This window comes from Saccharospirillum mangrovi, assembly GCF_003367315.1.
Lineage (GTDB): Bacteria > Pseudomonadota > Gammaproteobacteria > Pseudomonadales > Natronospirillaceae > Saccharospirillum > Saccharospirillum mangrovi.
The window spans coordinates 3,070,387-3,085,570 of the sequence record NZ_CP031415.1; the positions used below are offsets into that span (position 1 = coordinate 3,070,387).

15 protein-coding genes are annotated in these 15,184 nt (G+C 61.0%); 5 read left to right on the top strand and 10 right to left on the bottom strand.

Annotated features, from left to right (window positions below):
• Positions 1 to 7: 7 nt before the first annotated feature.
• Genes DW349_RS14495 through DW349_RS14505 form a run of 3 tightly spaced genes read right to left on the bottom strand, consistent with a single transcriptional unit; the run spans position 8 to position 2,150 of the window.
• Complete coding sequence (locus DW349_RS14495) at positions 8 to 316, bottom strand: RnfH family protein (RefSeq protein WP_108123909.1); 309 nt, start codon at positions 314 to 316, stop codon at positions 8 to 10.
• Complete coding sequence (locus DW349_RS14500; protein ID WP_108123910.1) at positions 309 to 737, bottom strand: type II toxin-antitoxin system RatA family toxin; 429 nt, start codon at positions 735 to 737, stop codon at positions 309 to 311. Before DW349_RS14500 ends, DW349_RS14495 begins: the two co-directional genes overlap by 8 nt.
• Positions 738 to 776: 39 nt before the next feature.
• Entirely contained in the window at positions 777 to 2,150 is a 1,374-nt protein-coding gene (locus DW349_RS14505) for a hypothetical protein (RefSeq protein WP_108123911.1), read from the bottom strand.
• 84 nt (positions 2,151 to 2,234) lie between these two features.
• Here DW349_RS14505 and DW349_RS14510 point away from each other — a divergent pair, with 84 nt between their 5' ends.
• On the top strand, positions 2,235 to 3,359 hold the full coding sequence (locus DW349_RS14510) for a PQQ-dependent sugar dehydrogenase (RefSeq protein WP_108123912.1): 1,125 nt from the start codon (positions 2,235 to 2,237) through the stop codon (positions 3,357 to 3,359).
• 22 nt (positions 3,360 to 3,381) lie between these two features.
• Here DW349_RS14510 and DW349_RS14515 read toward each other — a convergent pair whose 3' ends face one another.
• Positions 3,382 to 4,137: a sulfite exporter TauE/SafE family protein gene (locus DW349_RS14515; protein ID WP_108123913.1), complete on the bottom strand. Its 756-nt coding sequence runs from the start codon at positions 4,135 to 4,137 to the stop codon at positions 3,382 to 3,384.
• 246 nt (positions 4,138 to 4,383) lie between these two features.
• On the opposite strand from DW349_RS14515, the gene DW349_RS14520 reads away from it, so the two are divergent.
• Positions 4,384 to 5,313 carry a TAXI family TRAP transporter solute-binding subunit gene (locus DW349_RS14520; RefSeq protein ID WP_108123914.1) on the top strand — a complete coding sequence of 310 codons (930 nt, stop codon included), beginning with the start codon at positions 4,384 to 4,386 and terminating at the stop codon, positions 5,311 to 5,313.
• Between the two features lie 2 nt (positions 5,314 to 5,315).
• Positions 5,316 to 7,247 (top strand): TRAP transporter permease, encoded by a 1,932-nt coding sequence (locus DW349_RS14525; RefSeq protein WP_108123915.1) that lies wholly within the window; start codon positions 5,316 to 5,318, stop codon positions 7,245 to 7,247.
• 7 nt (positions 7,248 to 7,254) lie between these two features.
• Here DW349_RS14525 and DW349_RS14530 read toward each other — a convergent pair whose 3' ends face one another.
• Positions 7,255 to 8,238, bottom strand: coding sequence for an isopenicillin N synthase family dioxygenase (locus tag DW349_RS14530; protein ID WP_108123916.1), 984 nt, complete (start codon positions 8,236 to 8,238; stop codon positions 7,255 to 7,257).
• A 409-nt stretch (positions 8,239 to 8,647) separates the two neighbouring features.
• On the opposite strand from DW349_RS14530, the gene DW349_RS14535 reads away from it, so the two are divergent.
• Positions 8,648 to 9,001: a hypothetical protein gene (locus DW349_RS14535; protein ID WP_108123917.1), complete on the top strand. Its 354-nt coding sequence runs from the start codon at positions 8,648 to 8,650 to the stop codon at positions 8,999 to 9,001.
• A 93-nt stretch (positions 9,002 to 9,094) separates the two neighbouring features.
• On the opposite strand, the gene DW349_RS14540 is transcribed toward DW349_RS14535, so the two are convergent.
• Positions 9,095 to 9,982 carry an NAD-dependent protein deacetylase gene (locus tag DW349_RS14540; protein WP_108123918.1) on the bottom strand — a complete coding sequence of 296 codons (888 nt, stop codon included), beginning with the start codon at positions 9,980 to 9,982 and terminating at the stop codon, positions 9,095 to 9,097.
• 164 nt (positions 9,983 to 10,146) lie between these two features.
• On the opposite strand from DW349_RS14540, the gene DW349_RS14545 reads away from it, so the two are divergent.
• On the top strand, positions 10,147 to 11,688 hold the full coding sequence (locus tag DW349_RS14545) for an FMN-binding glutamate synthase family protein (RefSeq protein WP_108123919.1): 1,542 nt from the start codon (positions 10,147 to 10,149) through the stop codon (positions 11,686 to 11,688).
• Positions 11,689 to 11,702: 14 nt separating this feature from the next.
• On the opposite strand, the gene DW349_RS14550 is transcribed toward DW349_RS14545, so the two are convergent.
• The 4 genes from DW349_RS14550 to DW349_RS14565 all read right to left on the bottom strand — a co-directional run bounded on the left by DW349_RS14550 (position 11,703) and on the right by DW349_RS14565 (position 15,155).
• Positions 11,703 to 12,608: a DMT family transporter gene (locus DW349_RS14550; protein ID WP_108123920.1), complete on the bottom strand. Its 906-nt coding sequence runs from the start codon at positions 12,606 to 12,608 to the stop codon at positions 11,703 to 11,705.
• Between the two features lie 75 nt (positions 12,609 to 12,683).
• Entirely contained in the window at positions 12,684 to 13,649 is a 966-nt protein-coding gene (locus DW349_RS14555) for a calcium/sodium antiporter (protein WP_108124358.1), read from the bottom strand.
• Complete coding sequence (locus tag DW349_RS14560) at positions 13,649 to 14,818, bottom strand: MFS transporter (RefSeq protein WP_108123921.1); 1,170 nt, start codon at positions 14,816 to 14,818, stop codon at positions 13,649 to 13,651. Before DW349_RS14560 ends, DW349_RS14555 begins: the two co-directional genes overlap by 1 nt.
• 154 nt (positions 14,819 to 14,972) lie before the next feature.
• Positions 14,973 to 15,155, bottom strand: a complete 183-nt coding sequence (locus DW349_RS14565; protein ID WP_108123922.1) for an SHOCT domain-containing protein — start codon at positions 15,153 to 15,155, stop codon at positions 14,973 to 14,975.
• Positions 15,156 to 15,184 lie beyond the last annotated feature (29 nt).

A 15,184-nucleotide genomic window follows, 5' to 3' on the forward strand; every position in this document is an offset into this window, starting at 1 on the left:
CGCGGATTTAATTCGATTCGCGGGCCTTGGCAGCACGATTGAGCCGGGCCTGCTTGGGGTCGATCAACAACGGTCGGTACACCTCAACCCGATCACCCGCCTGCAAGACCGTCGATTCCGGCTGCGACAGTTTGCGACCAAAAATGCCCAGCGGCGCACCAGCAAAATCGAACTCCGGAAAATCCTTCGCAATGGCACTGTGCCGGACCGCTTCTGCTGCTGTGGTACCTGACGGCACATCCAGCGTCACAATCTGCTGTTTCTGCGGCGTCGCAAACGCCACTTCGACTTGAATCATCGCCGCTGGCTCAGCCATACAATTGGTCCGCCCGCTGCACAAAGGCATCCACCATTCGATCCGCCAATTGACGCATGATTGGCCCAAACGCCATCGCCAACAGACCATCGGTCTCAAACGCCATGTCCAGGGTGACTCGGCAACCATCGTCACCCAATGGCGTCAGCGTCCAGCAGCCGGACAAACTCTTCAACGGCCCTTCCACCAACGTCAGTTCGATGCGATGTGGTCGTTGCAACTGGTTGCGCGTCACCAAGGTTCGTTCGATGCCAGCCTTACGCACCACCAACCGCCCCACCATTTCTGTCTCCGACGACTCAACCGCTTCGGCAGCCACAATGCCATCGAGAAACTCAGGATAGGCTTCCACATCGTTGATCAGGTTGTAGAAGGTTTCGGCGGAGTGCGACACCAGGGCGGTGCGATGGATTTCAGTCATGACAACCTGTTTGGACAGAGCCCTTGCCAGGGCCACTCACTAAAAGCGCGGATACACGGCTTGCTGGCGTAACCAATCGAACAATCGCCACAACACCAGCAACAGAATGGCGACCCCCAATACCTGCGTGGGGCTGGCGCCACCAAAGCCAAGAGTGGCGCGGACGAATACTAACGCAACCGCAATAGGTATCAACACCTTGACCGCCAGACGCCAGGCCAGATAGCGGCCGCCCGTGCGTGGATTCACCTGCTTTAGCACCTGATTCGGCGACAACCCCCAACCCACCCAAAGCGTGGTCAATAGCGCCATGGCCGGCGCCACCAACGAGAAGGCGAAACGACTGAACACTTCGGTGAGCGGCAGGCCGTACCAGGTCAATCTGGGTTCGACCCGAGCGGACAATTGCAGCAGCAACGCCAGCAACAGAGCCGCGAACAACGCCGCGATCAACCAACGTCGACTGCTGCGTCCGGTGTGCACCAATGAAAAATGCAGCAACAGCGGCAAACTGCCCAAAGCACCAACGACAGAACCCACCGCAACAAACGCAGCCCAGGTCGGCGACAAACCATCGCTCTGCGCCAATTGGGCGACCATGGCCTGCAACACCACACCTGCTTCCGAGCCGGACATATCGGTCACCGCCAGACCGGCGTGCAATGTCGCGACGATTACCAGACCCAGACACAAATCGAACAACTGCGCCGCCAACACCCAACGCCCGGTCGGCAAACTTAGCGGCAATCGGCTGCCAATCAGATACCAGACCATAAAGCCGGCCATCGACGAGGTCAGCGCGTATTGCAACGCCTGAATGGTTTCGCTGACGCCAATCGGGTGCCAGTCCCATTCGCGCAGCAACACCACCACGTCCGGTATCTGGACCAACATCAACACCAGACACAGCGGCAACACCAGGGCGTAAACCAGCGCCGCGCCGGTCCAAGCGAAAATCGCCACCGCGCCCAGAAGCACCACTTGCAACAGAATCAGCGCCACCAGGCGTTCGTTTTGCAGACCCAATTCGTACCAATAAAGCACGCGATCCAATCGGTCGAAACCCGCCAGCCGGCCGGTCAAACCGTCCCAGCCAACCGCCAACGTCCAACTGGCGTTATAGAGGTTAATCGCCAACACGCACAGCACCGCCGCCAGCAAACACACCAGCAAGGCACGCGCCCAGGGCCGGCCACGCCGTTCCGTCGCCAATTCGACCGGCGACACCCCCTGGTAACGCCCCGCTACCAATTCGGCGTGCAACAACGGTAGGACAATCACCAGTTTGAAAATGGCGTACAGCAGCAAAAAGCTGAGCTCGCCGGAACGAGCAGCGTGGGCGGGCAGCAACAGGAAATCGGACAAGCCAATCTGACTGCCAAACAGGATCAGCAAAATGAGCAATTGATTCATGGCGACAGTATAGTCGCCCGGCCTTGCGCATGGACAGTCAGCCAGCCACAGTGAAGCCGCATAAATCGCCCCGGAGTGCTGACCATGCCATCGCCCCGCCCGTTACTGTTGCTCGCGTTATTGAGCTGTGCATCCTGGGCATCCGCTGCGCTCTTGCTTGAAGGTCGCAGCGCCGGCCAATCCTTTGTTGTTGAACCAATCGCCAGCAATCTGGGCGTCCCCTGGGGTCTCGCCTTTATCGACGAAACGACGCTGATCGTCACCGACAGAAGCGGCCGGGCCTGGCGTTTGAATACCGACGATGGCACGCGCCAAACGCTGACCGGCCTGCCCGAGGTCTCCGCCCAAGGTCAGGGTGGTTTGCTGGATGTTGCCGTCAGCCCGGATTTCGCCCAAAACCGCTGGCTCTATTTCACCTACGCCAAGCCGAAAAGTGGACGCGCTGCCACAACCCTGGCCCGCGCCCGGCTCGACGGCAACCGACTGAACGACTGGCAGGATTTACTGGTCACCGAATCGATCACATCCACCCAGCGTCACTTTGGCAGCCGCATCGCGTTCGATAACAACGGCCACGTTTTTTTCGGCATCGGTGATCGCGGCGAACGCCCCAACGGCCAAAACCGCCAAACGCACGCTGGCAGCATTCTGCGGCTGAATCTCGATGGCACCGTTCCAGCCGACAATCACTTTATTGGCGACACCAATACGTTGGACGAAATCTGGAGTCTCGGGCACCGCAACCCGCAAGGGCTGACGTTTGATCCGGCCACCGGCCGGTTGTGGGAAATCGAACACGGGCCGCGCGGTGGCGATGAAATCAACCGCATCGAAGCGGGCGCCAACTACGGTTGGCCGCTGGTGTCTCAGGGGCAGGAATATTGGAGACCGGTCGATGTGGGTGAGTCGTCACTGCCGGGCATGACCGCCGCCACCAAGGTCTACGTGCCGTCCATCGCACCGAGCAGCCTGGTGGTGTATCACGGCGATGCCTTCCCGGCCTGGCGCGGCAATTTATTCGCCGGCGCCCTGGTCTTGCAGCACCTGAATCGAGTCAGCCTGAACGAGGCGGGCGAACCCATCGACGAAGAACGTTTACTGGGTGAATTGAACGAACGCATCCGCGCGTTAGCAATCAGCCCTGAGCGCGGCTGGTTGTATGTGAGTACCGACAGCGGCCGGCTGCTGCGCATCAAGCCCGCCGAATAGACGGTCTGGGCCTGGGTTTAAATCAGAGCCGCAACCAGCCGTTGGCCACCATCGACAGCCCGGTCAGCAGCAGCAACCCAAAAATCAGCCGACGAAACGCCGTTACCGACAGGCGGTTGCGTGCCCGATGTCCCAGGTTCAAACCCAGCAGCGCTGGCAGTAATACCAGCAACGAGAGCAGCGCGTCCGTTCCCGTCACCAAGCCTTGTCCGCCCAGGCCGATGGCCAGAATCACACCGCCGACCAGAAACGTCAGGCTGACGGAAAACACAAAGTCGTCTTTATGCAGCCCCGAAGCGATCAACGCCTGCAACGCCGGGAACCCGAAAAACGACGTCACACCACCCAAAGCGCCACTGATCAGGCCACTGATACCCAGCGCCCACGGCTGCCACGATGGCGAAAACTGCATCGGCTTAGCCAACTGAGACGCCACCGACACCAACATCATGGCGCCCACCAACATCGACAACACCGGTGCACTCAGCCACGCCAGCAACTGCACCGACGCCGCCAACGCCACCGCCATGCCCAGCACCAAAGGCCAGATCCGACGCACAACACCGCGGCGCGACCAATGCTGGGCAAGCTGCACCACGTTGGTGGCAAACACCGGCATCAGCGCCCAGCTCATTGCCTGCGGCACCGTCGCGCCCAGCAACAACGTCGACACCGGGATCGACACCATCGGCATACCGAAACCCGATAACCCCTTAATCGCGCCGGACAGCAAATACACCAACACCAGCACAACCACCAAAACCGTCGTATCGCTCATGGCACCCAACCGTTATGAAACGCCTTACCCTAATTCACGCAACAGCCAAACGATGACGTTAACCAGCGAACGCAGTGTTCGCTGGCAATGCCAGCCTATTCAGGCTAAACAACCGATTGGGACTGCCTATTTGCAAGTAAGCCGCAACGGCGTTTGACTGAGCAACGCTTGCGCGACGTCCGCAATACCGCACTCCCAAGCGAAGACTCGACCTAATAATAATGATACCGAGGAGTTCAGATTCTCATGCGAATCCTGTCTGTTGTTCCAACCGTATTGGCCGCTGCGGCCCTGTTATCTACGCCAGTGCACGCGGATGAACGTCTGTCCATCGGCACCGGTGGCACCGGCGGTCTGTTTTACGTCATCGGCGCCGGCATGGCCGACACCATCAACCAACACGTGCCCGACACCACCGCCCGCGCAGAAGTCACTGGCGCCTCCGTTGAAAACATCCGCCGCGTATCCGCCGGCCAGATGCAATTCGGTCTGTCGTCATCGTCAACGCTGTATGAAGGCAAAAACGGCATGGGTCCGTTTAACGGCCAGACCATGGACGTCGCCGCTGTCGCCTACCTCTACCCGGCGGTTCTGCAAGTAGCGACCATCGATAAAACCGGCATCACCGACATCAGCGAACTGGCCGGCCATCGCGTCTCCATGGGCCCGCCGGGCAGCAACGCCGCTGTGCTGGCTCAGCGTCTGTTCGAAGCCTACGGCGTGTTTGACGGCATCCAGCCTCGGTTCCTGTCTTACAACGAAGGCGTCAGTGCCTTGGCAAACGGCCAGGTGGACGCCACCGTCGTGCTTGCCGGTGCACCAACCGCCGCGCTGATCGATCTCGACTCGCAACAAAACATGCGCCTGCTGGGTGTCGATGCGGCCACTGTCGCCGACATGCTGAAGCAGTATCCGTTCTACCAACTGGAAGCGATTCCCGCCGGTACCTATGGCGACCAGACCAGCACCGTCATCATGATCAACGACCCGGCGACCCTGTTCACCGCCGCCAGTGCCTCGGATGATCTGGTCTACCGCATCACCGCAGCGCTGTTCGATCACCTCGACCAACTCGGTGCCGTCCACCCGCAAGCGGCCGCCATATCGGCAGAGACCGCACCGCGCACGCCCATTGATCTGCATCCCGGTGCGGCCCGTTACTTCGACGAACACTGATCATGACTGAGACCGCACTGCACCCGACCCTAGCGCTCGACAGCCGGGTCGGCCCTCTGGAAACCCGGATCGTATCCGGGTTCTTTGTTGTTATGGCCGTGGCGATTTCCGCCCTGGTCATCTACGGCGCTTATTTCGGCGGCATCACCGCCTTGCTGTTGCGTTCGCTGTTTTTCTCCGGCGTCGCCGCAGCGGGTTTGTCGGCAGCGGCGCTGCGCTTGCGTTGGCCCGGCTGGCGGTTGCTGTGCTACCTGCTGGCGCTGGTCGCGCTGATTCCCGGCCCCTACCTCTGGCACAGCTATCTGGACATCATCATGCGCGGCGCCATGTCGGTGCCGATGGATGAGTGGGTGTTTCTCGGACTGGTCGCCGTCGTCTTCGTGTTCGTGCGGCTGACGCTGGGTTGGGCGCTGGTGGCGTTGATGGCGCTGGCGTTTGCCTACGCCTGGTTCGGCTATGTGATACCGGGCAAATACGGCCACGGCGGATACGATCTGGCGCGGCTGACCTCAACATTGCTGTTGTCCACCGAAGGCTATTTCGGCGTGCCCATGGGCGTGGCGGTCGAATACATCTTCCTGTTCGCGCTGTTCGGTGCACTGCTCAGCCGCATTGGCACTGGCGAAGTCTTTGTCGATATTGCCCGGGGTCTGACTGGCCGCGTCCAGGGCGGGCCGGGTTTGTCGGCGGCCTTGTCCAGCGCGCTGATCGGCTCGCTGAACGGCAGCGCGGTCGCCAACGTCGTCACCACCGGCACCTTCACCATTCCGTTGATGAAGAAAGTCGGCTACACGCCACGGCTGGCGGCGGCGATTGAAGCGGCGGCTTCATCCGCCGGGCAAATCATGCCGCCGGTCATGGGTGCCGCTGCCTTCTTGATGGCGGAAATGATCGGCATGCCATACCCGCAAGTGGCGTTGGCGGCACTGATTCCGGCGCTGCTCTATGTGTTCGCGCTCATGGTCGCTGTGCGCCTGGAAGCCGGGCGGCTCGGGTTGGCGCGCGACACCGAAGGCGGCCTCGCCTTCCTCGTCCAAACGCTGCGCACACGTGGCTACATGCTGATACCGCTGTTCGTGCTGATCGCACTCATGGTCGCCGGCCGTTCACCGACGCACGCGGCTGTCGTTGCCATTGTGGCCGGCCTGCTGATCAGCCCCTGGCGCAGCGACACCCGCATCGGCCCCAAAGGCATCGCTGTGGTGTGCAAGGAAACTCTGGTCGCCACCGCGCCCATCGTCGCCGCTGTGGCGGCGGCTGGCACCGTGATCGGCATCCTCAACCTGACCGGCATGGGGCTGATGGTCTCCAGCCTGATCGTTGAAGCCGGCGGCGGCAGTCTGTGGGGTGTGTTGGCGCTCACCGCCTTAGCGTCGTTCGTGCTCGGCATGGGCTTGCCAACCTCAGCGGCTTACTTGCTGCTGGCGGTTCTGGTTGCCCCCGCCCTGACGCGTTTGGGCATGGAACCCATTGCCGCGCACATGTTCATTTTCTACTTCGGACTGGTATCAGCAATTACGCCACCCGTGGCACTGGCCGCTTATGCAGCAGCGTCCATCGCCGGTGCGTCCGCCAACGCCACGGCCATTGAATCGATCCGGCTCGGTTTTGTGAAACTGCTGGTGCCGTTCCTGTTCGTTTCCATGCCGGGCTTGTTAATGATCGGCTCGGCTGGCGACATCGCCGGCGCCATCGTGCTGGCGGTTATCGCCACCGGCGGGTTGACCATCGGCCTCGCCGGTTGGCTGGGCCAGCCGATGCCCAAGCCCGAACGACTGCTCTGGCTGGTCGCGTCCCTCGGCATCGCCTGGCCGGCACCGGTAGCGGACGTGTCGCCGTTGGTGGTTAGCGCCCGGCTGTTGGGCTTGGTTATCTTGATCGTTCTAGCGTGGCGACACACCCCGATGGCGCAACGCCACTCCACCGTGGCCTAGCCGCCCGCTAAGGGCGGAAGTTTGCAGCAATGCGTTGCTGCAGATAATCGGCCGCCGTAATCGGCGGGTATTTACCCGCCGGACTTTCAATCATCACATCGCGATTGGCCTGGCAGAAAAACGCCAGGCTGTAACGCGCGCCCTGGTCTTCGCCCGGTTTCGGCATCCGCACCCGATGCAGCGTCGATTTCAACCGATCGTCACTCCAGCGCATCAGCATGTCGCCAATGTTGCAGGTGATGATGCCGTCGCGCGCTGCCACGCTGGTCCAGGCTTGCTGGCCTTGGGCGTCTTTGCCCGGACACAGCTGCAAGCCACCTTGGCCGGTGCGCTGAAACACCATCGTCAAACAATCGAAATCGGTGTGAGCGCCCGCGCGCCAGATGCCGGGGCCGGTCTCGGCGGCGTCCAGCGGTAAGTAATGCAGCAGGCGCAGCGTGCTTTGATAATCCGACTGACGCCAATCGTGGGCGCGGGTGAAAAAATCGGCTTCAAACCCCAGCCGTTCCGCCAGACAACTGAGCACCTTCATGCCCAGTTCCCAACAGGCACGTTCGAATGCCAGCAGTTGCGGCTGAAAATCCGGCAGGCTGGCGGGCCAGATGTCGTCCATGTGCGGCCGGGTAATCTGGTACGACTCTTTCTGGTCCAACGTGCCAGTGGACGGTCGTTTTTGGGTGCGGAATTCCCAACCCGCGTTCTTGCCGGGCTTCAGCGCACAGTCGGATTTTTCCGCCTCGGGCAGCGCGAAAAAGCGTTCGGACCAGGCAAAGGCGTTGTCAATATCGGCTTGCGCCAGGCCATGGCCGGTGAGCTGAAAGAAGCCGACCTCGCTCGCCGCCGCCCACAGTTCACCGCCAATGGCGTCGCGACGGTTCTCGAACTCGCTCAGATCAATCAACGGCACCGTGCGGTCATGGGTTTCAACGCCTTCGCCACCGAGGGTGGATTCAAAGCGCAATTCTTCGAGGCTGTATTCGGATGGGTTCATGGTGTGTCTCCGTGTTCGGGAAATGGGCAACAGATGCAGCCGAAACGGAGTGGGACCAAGGCGGGAAAGCGGTCGAGAGAAGCCAATGCCCATCCGATCCGTTAGCCATTGCGGCTGCAGATCCGACAGTGAGCAATGCCCGGGTTCGCTGAACCTGACCGCTTCTACTCAATGCGACCTTGCCAACGCAAGGCGCATGCCATTTCCAAAACACCCGACGCCGCCGGCCGCCAGGCTTGCACAGTCACACAAGGCGCTTCAAAAGGTGGCAACCGGCCAATTCGACGCACCAAAACGCCGCCGCAGCTCGGGGTTGTCGGCGCCCAACTACTGTAATAATATCCAGTACCGAATATCGAACCACGAGCGGCGCTCAAAACCCCGCCGCTCACACCCTGGGAGTTGGAACGTGGATTATCAACTGATAGGTAAGACCTTGGAAAACGCCGGCAAAGAGATCCAGAAGCTCAATAACAAGCTCGACAAAATCCTGGAAAAACTGCTCGAGGTGGAAGCCATTGAAGAGCGTAAAAGCGAAGCTGTTGAGCACATTCAGGCCAACCGCATTGGCGACGCCATCGAATTGCTGAAGCTGGTCGAGAAAGACCAGGTGAAGGCCGAAACCCTGAAAACCGAAGAAAGCGAATTGCGCGAACAACTGGAAGTCGCCCGCGAACAAGCGGCTCAGGCGGCGGCTGGCAAAGTCGACACCGAGACCAAAGGCCCGCATGCGGTACCCGACGCCGAAAGCGACGCTGCTTAATTTATTCCCCACTCAGCGGTGGCATTTCATGCTGCCTTTTCCCGGACCGGCTCGTTCACCGCTCCGGGATTTTTTTGCGTCGTCGGTTGATCGTTACAGCAACTCAACCGCGACCGCCAAAGCCTCGGCGATGCGGCTGTTGAGTTTCAGATCGACCAACGGATCGGCGCGCGTTCGGCCCAGGTTCAACACCGCCAACGGCTGCCCGGCCTGATGCGCCTGGCGGCAAAAACGAAACCCGGAATAGACCATCATCGACGAACCGACCACCAACAGAGCATCGGCTTCGGCCAATTGCGCGAAGGCATCGGCAACGCGCTCGCGCGGTACGTTGTCGCCGAAAAACACCACGTCCGGTTTCAACAGGCCGTCGCATTGCGGGCAGTTCGCCACGACAAAACGACTGAAATCGACTTCCAGATCGGCGTCGCCATCGGGCGCGACCTCAGCCTGATAATGGCGATAGTCCGGGTTTAATTCGTCGCAACGTTGGTGCACATCGGCGCGCGAACACTGGTAGCCGCAACTCATGCAAATCACCGCATCGGCACGGCCGTGCAGATCAATCACCGAACGACTGCCCGCCTGCTGATGCAGGCCATCCACGTTTTGCGTAATCAAACCGCTGACAAAACCACGCTGCTCCAACTGCGCCAAATAAAAATGCGCCGGATTCGGCTGCGCCCGTTTCATCAACGGCCAACCGATCAGACTGCGGCCCCAGTACCGCTGGCGCATGGCGGCGTCGCCCATAAACACCTGATGCTGCACCGGAGGCTTGCGCTTCCAGCCGCCCTGGTCGTCGCGGTAATCGGGAATGCCGGAATCGGTGCTGACACCCGCGCCCGTGAGCACCAGCGTACGCGGATGCCGACGCAGAAAGTCGGCCAGTTGTTCGCCGGCAGTAGCGGCATCAAGTAACGGATCGGGTTCGAGTTGCGGCGGCAGTTGCACACTGCGCACCGGGCTGTGCAGGGTCATGGCGGGTCCGCTTTGTGGATTGGCGCTACTCTAATCAAGCTGGCCGTTCAGGCCAACTTTGTGGCGACATCAAATGACGTTCGGTTACTTAATTAGCGCTGTGACCACGCAATTTTGTTAGGCTGGCGCCCGGTTTTTACCGCCGCATCCGAGGAGCCGTTTGCATGTCCGGATCGTTCACTCAATTGGGTCTGACCATTCTGGCCTTTTCCGGCCTGTTGATTCTGGGCAGTTTGATCGTACTGGGGCTGGTATTGATCGGCCTGTACATCATCGACCGCCGCCAAAGCACGCACACCATTCGTCGCAATTATCCGATTATCGGCCGCTTCCGTTACTGGTTCGAACACCTGGGCGAATTTTTCCGGCAATACTTTTTCGCCATGGATCGCGAAGAGTTGCCGTTCAACCGCGCCGAACGTTCCTGGGTATACCGCGCCGCCAAAAACCTCGACAACACCATTGCCTTTGGCTCGACGCGCTCGCTCGAACCGGTCGGCTCGCTGTTCTTTATGAACGATGCCTTTCCGACACTCGAAGACACCGCCGACCACCCGCTGCCAGTCACCATCGGTCCCGACGCCAAACACCCTTACCAGCCGAAATCTTTCTTCAATATTTCCGGCATGAGTTACGGCGCGCTGTCGGAACCGGCGGTGCGGGCACTCTCGTTCGGCGCCGCCAAAGCCGGTTGCTGGATGAACACTGGTGAAGGCGCACTGTCGCGCTTTCACCTGGAAGGCGGTTGCGATCTGGTGTTTCAAATCGGCACTGCCAAGTACGGCGTGCGCGATAAGAACGGCAATCTGAGCGACGAAAAACTGCGCGAAATTGCCGCGCACGACAGCGTGCGGATGTTCGAAATCAAACTCAGCCAGGGCGCCAAACCCGGCAAAGGCGGCATTCTGCCGGGCGAAAAAGTCACCGAAGAAATTGCCCGGGCGCGCGGCATTCCCGAAGGCGAAGATTCGATCAGCCCGAACCGTCATCTGGACATCGAACAACCCGACGATTTGCTCGACATGATCGTTCGCGTGCGCCGCGTTACCGGCAAGCCGGTCGGCTTCAAATGCGTGCTCGGCGAAACCGGCTGGCTGGTGGCGTTGCTGCGCCGCATCAAAGAACGCGGCCTGGAATACGCGCCCGACTTCATCACCCTCGACAGCGCCGACGGCGGCACCGGCGCAGCGCCCCAACCGTTGATGGATTACGTCGGTTTGCCGATCAAGGAAAGCCTGCCGTGGCTGGTCGATACGCTGAAATCGGAAGGCATGCGCGAGCGCATTAAAATTGTCGCGTCCGGTAAATTGATGGTGCCGTCGAAGGTCGCCTGGGCGCTGGCGACCGGCGCCGATTTCATCGTGTCAGCGCGCGGCTTTATGTTCGCGCTCGGCTGTGTGCAGTCGCTGCAATGCAACAAAAACACCTGCCCGACTGGCGTCACCACGCACAACCCGCGCCTGCAACGCGGTTTAGTGCCGGCCGACAAAGCCGAACGGGTGGCGCATTATCACGCTCAGATGGTGCACTTTTTGGGGATTCTGGCGCATTCGTGCGGCGTGGCTGGTCCGCGAGACCTGCAACGCAAACACGTGCGCATCGTCACTCAAAGTGGCATTTCGATGCCGCTGGATACCTTCTACCAACGGCACATCCCACTGACGATGATCGAACCGAGCCAGAGCGGCATTCCCGGCCAGCCGTAACGGCTGGCACTGCGTCAGAGCTCGCGCACCAGGCTCAGCCAGACAATGCCGCAAATCACCACGGCACCGCCGAGCAACTGCAACGGCGACAACGTCTGGCCGAGCACGATAAAGCCGAGAATCAGCGACGCCACTGGCTCGAAATTCACCACCGGAGCGTTGCGCGCCATGTCCAACCGTGGCGCCAGCACGAACAAGAGTGTCGAGCCGGTGCCATACAGCAGCGCCAGCAACGCCAACCCGACCCAACCCTGAGTCGCCGTTGGCACATCCAACCCGCCCGGCACCAGGCTGAACAGGCCACCGAACACCATAACGATCAGCACCGTGAACATGGTAAACACCGACCGCACTGAGCCGGGCATACCGGCAAGCCGGTGATCCGTAGTCCACATGGCGACGGTAAAAAAGCAGGCAGCGGCAAGCGCAAACGCCACGCCGGGCAACCAGTTCGGCCCCATGCCAGCCGGGTCAGCCAACCAGGCGGGCACATCCAACACCAACACAACGCCAGCCAGAATCAGCGCCATGATCGACACCAGTCGCCACGACGGCGGCCGACGGGTGATCGCCCAATTCAACAACACCAGCAAGATCGGCCAGGTGTTCATCACCAGCAGCGCCACCGCCACCGGCACCCGTGCCACCGCCGAATACAGGCACAGACTCTGGCCGGCAATCATCAGCCCCAGCAACACCTGCCAGCCGCGCTTACCGGCCGGAACGCGAAAACGATGCCCCTGCCACAGCGCCAGCACCGTCATAATCAACAACGCCACACCACCGCGCGCCAGAATCGCCAGCAACAGACCGGTACCGTCGTCGAACGCCAGACGGGCGGCAACGTGGTTGCCTGCAAACATGGTTGCAGCGGTGATCAGAATCAGAATGGCGATCGGTCTGGCGATGGCAGTGGGCATGAAGAATCCTAACGACAGCAAACAAACGACGGGAGCCTAGCACGAACCGGTACGGCGCCCGATTGAACCCAGCGTTCAGACGCTGGCGATAAGCCAGACCGTGTAGCCGACAAAAGCGGCCAGCAACACACCGCCCTCCCAACGATTAATACGACCGGGCCGACCACGCCGCCCCATGCCGAGCAGAAACAGCGCCAGCGTCAGCGCGACCAACACCACCAGATCGCGCGACAACAACACCGGCTCGGCCAGCAACGGCCGGATCACTCCAGCAAGCCCGACCACCGCCAGGGTATTGAACAGGTTGGAGCCAAGAATATTGCCCAACGCCAGATCGTGTTCGCCGCGCCGCGCCGCCAACACCGACGACGCCAATTCCGGCAACGAAGTACCGACGGCAACAATGGTCAGACCAATCACCAGATCGCTGACGCCCAACTGAGTGGCAATGCCCACCGCGCCCCACACCAGCAAACGCGAACTGAACACCAGCACGAGCAGCCCGAACACCAGCCAGAACAATGCCCGCCCGCGCGACAACGCTTGCGCCGCCAGAGCCTGATCGGCGTCGGCCGCCAGCGCATCGTCAGAGGCCCGCCTCGCCTGCCACAGCATCCAGCCGATCAAACCGGCAAATACCAACAGCAACGCGACGGCATCCAAGCGACCGATGCGACCGTCTGCCAACAGCGCAAAGGCCAGCAAGGTAACGCCGGTCAGCACCGGCAATTCAACGCGCAACACGCGCGATTGCACGGCGATGGGGCTGATCAACGCCGTCACACCCAGAATCAAAGCGATGTTGGTAATGTTCGAACCGAAGGCGTTACCCAGCGCCAAACCGCTCTGGCCTTGCCAGGCAGCCAACGCCGAAACCGTCATTTCCGGCGCCGACGTGCCAAAGCCGATCACCACCATGCCGATGATCAACGGCGACCAACCCAGATACCGGGCAGTGACGGCCGCGCCGAGCACGAACCGGTCGGCACTCCAGACCAACGCCGCCAAGCCTGCGGCGATGGCAATGAGAAACCACAGCATCATACGGCGGCCAACGATTGTTGCGACTGGCGGCGCATGGCGCGGCCAGTCAACCACACCAAGCCAGCGTTAAGCAGAATGACCAACGCGCCGACCAGCGGAATCCACTGCATCGACGCGCCCAGACTGATCACCAAGCCACCGAGGGCCGCGCCCGCAGCGTTGCCTAAATTAAACGCGCTCTGGTTCAGCGTTGACGCCAGATTCGGCGCGTCGCCGGCCTGATCGACCACCAGCAATTGCAGCAACGGCACGATGGAAAACGACAGCGCTGCCCAACCAAAAATCGCCAGCATCGCCAACGGCAACCAGCCGATCACCGCCGCCAGCAACGCCAGCATGACGGCAATACCGATCATCAGTTTGACCAGCACCGGAATCACCGCGTGGTGCCCCAGGCGGCCGCCGAAAATGGACCCGGCCGTCAAACCGACGCCGAACACGCCCATCACCACACTGATCCACAAACCGCCAATGCCGGTCAGATCGCGCAGCATCGGCTCAATAAAAGTCACCACGGTGAACATCGACACCGACGCCAAGGCACTCAACCCCAACGCCAGCAATACCGACGCCTGCCGCAACACCCGGAATTCACCGACGATACCGCCAGCGCTCGGCTGCAACCCGGTCGGCAACCAGCGCATCATCGCCAGCACCGCCAACACGCCGATAATCACCACACCGGCAAAGGTCGCGCGCCAGCCAAACGCCTGACCGATGGCCGCGCCTGCCGGCACACCCAAGACGTTGGCCAAGGTCAGACCGGCAAACACCAACGAGATCGCCTGCGCACGTTTGTCCGGCGCCGCCAGACTCGCGGCGGTTACAGCGGCAATGCCGAAAAAGGCACCGTGCGACAACGCCGTTACCACGCGCGCCACCATCAAACTCCAGTAATTCGGCGCCAGGGCACAGAGCACATTGCCGAGCAGAAAGATGCTGATCAGCACAATCAAGGTCGGCCGCCGCGGCCAGCGCGCCGTCAGCACCGCCAGAATCGGCCCGCCAACCACCACGCCAATGGCGTAGCTCGACACCAGATGCCCGGCCGCCGGAATGCTGACGTTCAGATCAGCCGCCACCGCGGTAAGCAAACCCAGAATGACAAACTCGGTCGTGCCGATGCCAAAAGCGGCAACAGCCAAAGCGATGATAGGCAGGGACATGACAGCCTCATGGAAAGGGTAACAACAGAACGATCGAACCGATCGGCCCCGCCAGGAATCGGCGGGAGCGCGTAGTTTATCACGGCGAATGTCGAGCGTTAGTGAACAATGCGTTGCAGCAATCGATCACTCGCACTGCGCCGTTCAGGCCAGACTAAAGCTCATCGCCCTCGCTTTGCTGGCGTTCGCCAGTACGCGAACGCAGCGTCGTTTGCGGCCGGGTGGTGTCGTCTTCGTGGACGCGTTCCAGCAAGTCCATTCTGGCCTGGCGGTATTCTTCCTTGCTCAAGGTACCGTTGGCGTATTGGCGCGATAAGGTTTTCAAATTGGTTGGCATCTTCATTCTTCCTGGCGCTGAAGGCTCGG